Below are 5,859 nucleotides of genomic sequence, written 5' to 3'. Positions count from 1 at the left end.
GTAGAAGATATTAAAATAGAATCCCTATTAAATTTCAATGACAAAATTTATGAACCATTAATTTAGATTTTAAAAGAGTCTAGAGCCTTATCCTTGAAAGAAAAAGGAGTATCTAATTGGATTTTACCACCACATATTTCTTCAGGAATGTTTAAAACATTGATGTACATTAGCGAATTATATTTATCTCCCGAAGGCAGCGTAATATTAATTGATGAATTTGAAAAGAGTTTAGGAGTTAATTGTCTCGATAGTGTCACAGATTTAATCTTAGAAAATCCTAGACTAGAATTTATTATTACCAGTCACCATCCATACATCATCAATAATATCGGAAATAAATATTGGAAAATTGTCACTCGCCAAGGCAACATCGTAACAGTCAAACAACCTGAATAATTAGGAATTTCCCCATCTAGATATCAAGGTTTTATCGACCTAATTAATATCCTTGAAGAATCTCCCGAAGAGGTAGAAGCAGAATAAATATTTATTTCCTTTTAGAAGGCAGAAGTACAGAGAAAAAAATTTATGAATCTTGGCTAAAACATCTTCTACCCGAACTCACAAAAGTCAAACTTGATCATCAAGCTAATCATAATAATTACTGTTTAGTTAGCGCTCATGGTTATCCTTCAATTATTCACGAATATATTCCCGATGCCATAAAAAAAATCCAAGAAACAGACAAATATAATTACCAGGTAATTTGTCTTGATACTGAGGCAGAAACAGTCGCCAGTAAAAAACAAGAAATTGAAGATTTTATTGTAAAAAATGACCAAAAAATAAGGTCTAAAGCCTCCCCTTAAAAGCCAGGGATGTTTCAGGCGTAAAATAAATAATCGATTATTTATGAGAATTGGGGACACGTCGATAAAAATTTGGGGAAAAGTTACGAAAAACTGACTATTTTTAGTGTTGNCCATTTCTTCACCAAAATTATTGCTCGATATTCTTTGGGGAAAATTAGCGTGTAAATGGTGAAAAATTCTCCCCTGCTCCCTGCTCCCCTGCTCCCCCTCTACCTTAACCAAGAATGAAACAGCCCTGCCCTTAAAAGGGGATGAAAAAAAATCAACTTCAGTATTTCAATCCCGATGGCGATCGCCAGAGGTACTGTTAACTGATAACTGTTAACTGATAACTGTTAACTGAAATGACCTGCACTTAAAATTAGGAAAAGTTAAGCCTATTTCCATTATTCAAAACCGATGTATCGAAACTAGGCTATTAGGAAATAGAAAATTGTTCGACTCTAGACAACCTCTGGAAAAACCTCTTTCAGATTATGCACAATATTATGATGTATCCGTCAAAGACCCAGAATTAATGGGTAATTATAGTCAAGATTATAATCATACACAATTTCACTTTTCATATATCAAGGAAATATTTAGAGCTAAGAAAATTAATTATTCTAAAAAAAATCCAGGAGAGGCTAAAAATCAATCCTATTTAGATCAATTAAAAAAGAGAATTACATCAGAACCAGAACATTTAAAAACCTTTCAAGATTTTATAGATTTTTGCCAGAAGATGAAAAAAGAATTATCTGTAAAGTAGGGACGTTCTATGTAACATCNTCCGAAAACATCAGAACCAGAACATTTAAAAACCTTTCAAGATTTTATAGATTTTTGCCAGAAGATGAAAAAAGAATTATCTGTAAAGTAGGGACGTTCTATGTAACATCCCTACTTGATATGCTGTAAATTCATAACTAATTACTGATAACTGATAACTGAAAATAGTGCTACCCTAAAATATGTTTGTCTTATTTTGTTAATTATAGAAGTTGCTATTACTGGCGCAGACATTCTCGCGCCTCTCAAATTTAGTCAGAGCAATAATGTAGGGGCGAATGGCCATGTGCTAACGCAAAGCTCCGCTTTATATGTCGCGCAGCGAAACGACCCTACTGATTACTGACTACTAACTTCTGACTGTAGCTATATTTAGTAGTAAACCCCATGCAATTTTCCTCCCTTAATCCTTGGATAATTAATACTTGTCTAATTCTCGGTTCTGTACTTTTTGCCGAACTCATACGAGACCTTTATCATGTAGTTTCTCATATTTGGTCGCCCCTCTATAAATGGCATGCTTGGCATCATCGCGTTTTCCGTCCAGACCTAACTACTGTCAGTACAGAAATGTATCAAAAAGCTACTTGGTATCACGACATACCAGAATCTGTGGTAATGTTAACCTTTGGTATGCTATTATGGGCTTCATTTTTTGTCTGGATGCCTTCCTATCAAGGGGCAACTCTGGCAGGTGTTACTTATACCTTAACTTTTTCCTTTCCAGCGATCGCCCGCGCCATAGGTATTCCCAATGCTGACCAACTTACAGACCTCAATCATCTTCCCGGTGCATTTTTAACGCCTCCCGCAAATTGGCTCGTAAACCGTCCCTACCATTGGCGACACCACTTCGACAATCAAAATGCCTATTTTTGTGGAACCCTCACCTTAGTAGATAAACTCATGGGTACAGCACTTTCCCTCAAAGGCAAAACCATCGCCGTCACAGGAGCTTCTGGCAGCTTAGGCCAAAGTCTCCTGAAACACCTTCATCAAGCAGGGGCAAAAGTTATTGCTCTAACATCCAAAGACCAGACCATCACCTTAGACATAGCTGGTCAAAAATTAGAACTAAATACCATAACTTGGGAAATAGGTCAAGAAGAAAAATTAGCAGAATTATTAGAAAAAGTAGATATATTAGTCTTAAACCACGGAATTAACGTACATGGAGAAAAGACAGCAGAAGCGATCGCCAAATCCTACGAAATAAACACATTTTCTAGCTGGCGAATGTTAGAAATATTCCTCAAAACAGTCAAAACAAATTCTGATATTGCCTGTAAAGAAGTCTGGGTAAATACCTCCGAAGCAGAAGTTAATCCAGCCTTTAGTCCCCTTTATGAACTAACAAAAAGAACTCTCGGAGATTTAGTTACTTTGAGGAAATTAGATTCTCCTTGTGTGATTCGGAAATTAATATTAGGTCCGTTTAAAAGTAATCTAAATCCTGTAGGAATTATGTCTGCTGACTGGGTAGCAAAACAAATAGTTAAATTAGCAAAAGCAGACGTTAGAACAATTATCGTCACAATTAACCCTTTAACCTTTGTAGCAATTCCTATCAAAGAATTTTTCGTTTATAACTACTTTAAATTATTTACTTCTAAATAAATTTAGAGTGAGTATAAAAAGGTAGGGGTTTGGTCTCCAAACCCTAACAATTATTTGAGAGAGCAGTTGTTTTTGCTGCTCCCTTCTCAATTACTTTCTCCAGCTCTAATNGTAGGGGTTTGGTCTCCAAACCCTAACAATTATTTGAGAGAGCAGTTGTTTTTGCTGCTCCCTTCTCAATTACTTTCTCCAGCTCTAATCATCACAATTAATCCTTTAACCTTTGTCGCAATTCCTATCAAAGAATTTTTCGTTTATAACTACTTTAAATTATTTACCTCAAAATCAATTTAGAGCCAATCTAAAAAGTAGGGGTTTGGTCTCCAAACCCTAACAATTATTTGAGAGAGCAGTTGTTTTTGCTGCTCCCTTCTCAATTACTTTCTCCAGCTCTAATCATCACAATTAATCCTTTAACCTTTGTCGCAATTCCTCTCAAAAAATTTTTCGTTTCTACCTACTTTAAATTATTTACCTCAAAATCAATTTAGAGCCAAAAAAAAATCCGAAAACTCCCCACCCCTATTTAAGTACACAACTAGATACCAAATGGGTTCTATATAGGGTTGGCTGAAAAAAATAGTTTTAATCTCTACGATGATGCCTTTTTTTGGAGAATTTTCGTAAAAATGCAACATTTTTGAGACTCAAATACTCATCTTTTTGCACTTCAGATTTATTCAGCAACCTCTATATATAGATATCTCCAACTATAAAAAGTCTAACTCTAGTATCTTTTATAACCACTACAAAATATTTTTATACCCCAAATACTAACCCTCTGTAGCCAAAGTCCTGCTAAATTAAATAAATCAGATTGATTTAGAAAGATTTAATGTTTACTTCAATGGCAGGGTCCAATTTTTTTAGTGAAATTTTCTTATTTCCTTTATCGAGCAATATTCAACCAATATTGGCTACGGCTACAGAAACAGAAGCCGAACCAGCAATGGTAGTAGCAGGAGTGCTTCTGAGTTTAGTGGCCATTTACATAGCTAGTAAAGCAGGGGGCGAATTTTTTAACTGGCTAGGTTTTCCACCAGTATTAGGAGAACTGGTCGGAGGTGTGGTTATCGGTATTTCCGCCCTAAACTTAGTAATTTTTCCAGAAAGTGGGGCTGATAGTTCTTCGTCAGTAATTATTAGCATCTTACAATCAACAGCAGGTTTAGCTCCTGATGCTGCCGAGGCTACATTTCAAGTCCAAAGTGAGGTACTAGAAGTTCTAGCAGAACTAGGTGTCATAATTTTGTTGTTTGAAATTGGTCTAGAATCTAACATTAGAGACTTAATGCAAGTTGGTATTCAGTCATTAGTTGTAGCAACTGTCGGAGTTGCACTGCCATTTATCGCAGGTACGGCAGGAATGATGCTAATATTTCATGTCTCAGCAGTACCAGCAATTTTTGCCGGAGCAGCACTTACAGCGACCAGTATTGGTATAACTTCTAGGGTACTAGCAGAAATTAACCGTCTCAACACACAAGAAGGTCAAATTATTCTTGGTGCTGCAGTTATAGATGATGTTATGGGTATTATTATCCTGGCAGTGGTAGCAAGTTTAGCAAAAACTGGGGAAGTAGATGTCATCAACGTTGTCTATCTAATTGTTAGTGCTAGTGTATTTTTGGTGGGCGCAATATTGCTAGGTCGTTTCTTCAATGACACTTTTGTTTTCTTTGGTGAAAAATTCAAAACCCGTGGACGAGCAGTTATTCCTGCTTTGACCATTGCATTATTTATGTCTTACATTGGTACTGCTATCCATTTGGAAGCTATATTGGGAGCTTTTGCTGCTGGATTAGTTTTAGATAATTTAGATGAATCAGAAGTCGGACGAGAATTGGAAGAACTAATTCGTCCTATTTCTGATGTTATCGTTCCTATTTTCTTCGTTACTGTGGGAACAAAAACTAATCTAGGGGTGCTTAACCCAGCTATTCCTACTAACCGTGAAGGTTTAGTAATTGCTATCTTTTTAATAGTAGTTGCCATTGTTGGTAAGGTTGCCTGCGGTTTTAGTGTATTTGGTTTAGGTTCAGTTAACCGTTTAGCTATTGGTGTTGGTATGGTACCACGGGGCGAAGTTGGTTTGGTTTTTGCCTCAGTTGGTTCTGCTAGTGGTGCTTTATCTCCAGCTTTGGATGTAGCAATTATTCTTATGGTAATTATTACAACATTCTTAGCGCCTCCCCTACTGCGAGTAGTGTTTGGAGAAGCAGAAGGAGAAGCAGAAGAAGTACCAGAAACTTCGGGTTAATTTTGGGGCGTTGCTGAATGTTGGTATGATACCTCAGAAGAAAGAGGGGTTTTTTCCAAATCTGAGTTGGGAGAATATATGGTTTTACCTGATTAATTACTCTTCATTTTCCTGAGTTATGAACTCTATACCTAAAATCAGCAACGCCTATTTTTCATGCCAATACAATTAATAAAAGGTGTAAATTTTGACCTTATTTTTTGGTCAAAATTTACATCTTTAAGGGGATGAAAAAAATATTCGATTCAATATTTCAAGTCTCTGGGTTTAGTTAGAGGTACTGGTAACTGATAACTGAATTTCAAGTCTCTGGGTTTAGTTAGAGGTACTGGTAACTGATAACTGAATTTCAAGCCTCTGGGTTTAGCTAGAGGTACTGATAACCGATAACTGATA

4 protein-coding genes and 1 pseudogene are annotated in these 5,859 nt (G+C 36.1%); all 5 read left to right on the top strand.

What is annotated here, in order from left to right; all coding sequences use genetic code 11:
• The first annotated feature begins 93 nt into the window (after positions 1-93).
• The 5 genes and pseudogenes from AFK68_RS41700 (at position 94) to AFK68_RS14065 (ending at position 5,463) form a co-directional block, all read left to right on the top strand.
• On the top strand, positions 94-399 hold the full coding sequence (locus AFK68_RS41700) for an AAA family ATPase (protein ID WP_246844187.1): 306 nt from the start codon (positions 94-96) through the stop codon (positions 397-399).
• 849 nt (positions 400-1,248) lie between these two features.
• Positions 1,249-1,566, top strand: a complete 318-nt coding sequence (locus AFK68_RS14080) for a hypothetical protein (RefSeq protein ID WP_094673350.1) — start codon at positions 1,249-1,251, stop codon at positions 1,564-1,566.
• A gap of 407 nt (positions 1,567-1,973) precedes the next feature.
• Positions 1,974-3,203, top strand: coding sequence for a bifunctional sterol desaturase/short chain dehydrogenase (locus tag AFK68_RS14075; protein ID WP_094673349.1), 1,230 nt, complete (start codon positions 1,974-1,976; stop codon positions 3,201-3,203).
• 111 nt (positions 3,204-3,314) lie between these two features.
• Positions 3,315-3,497 (top strand): annotated as a pseudogene (locus AFK68_RS38915) (sterol desaturase); the annotation flags it as partial.
• A 553-nt stretch (positions 3,498-4,050) separates the two neighbouring features.
• Positions 4,051-5,463 (top strand): cation:proton antiporter, encoded by a 1,413-nt coding sequence (locus AFK68_RS14065; RefSeq protein WP_094673347.1) that lies wholly within the window; start codon positions 4,051-4,053, stop codon positions 5,461-5,463.
• Positions 5,464-5,859: the final 396 nt, after the last annotated feature.

Origin of the sequence: Hydrocoleum sp. CS-953 (assembly GCF_002260545.1) — a bacterium.
GTDB lineage: Bacteria > Cyanobacteriota > Cyanobacteriia > Cyanobacteriales > Microcoleaceae > Trichodesmium.
This window is presented reverse-complemented; position numbering and strand designations above follow the sequence as displayed.

What these genes read in the sequence shown, in the direction of transcription:
- AFK68_RS14065 (WP_094673347.1), top strand. Translation starts at nt 4,051, where the DNA reads ATGGCAGGGTCCAATTTTTTTAGTGAAATTTTCTTATTTCCTTTATCG.
- AFK68_RS14075 (WP_094673349.1), top strand. Translation starts at nt 1,974, where the DNA reads ATGCAATTTTCCTCCCTTAATCCTTGGATAATTAATACTTGTCTAATT.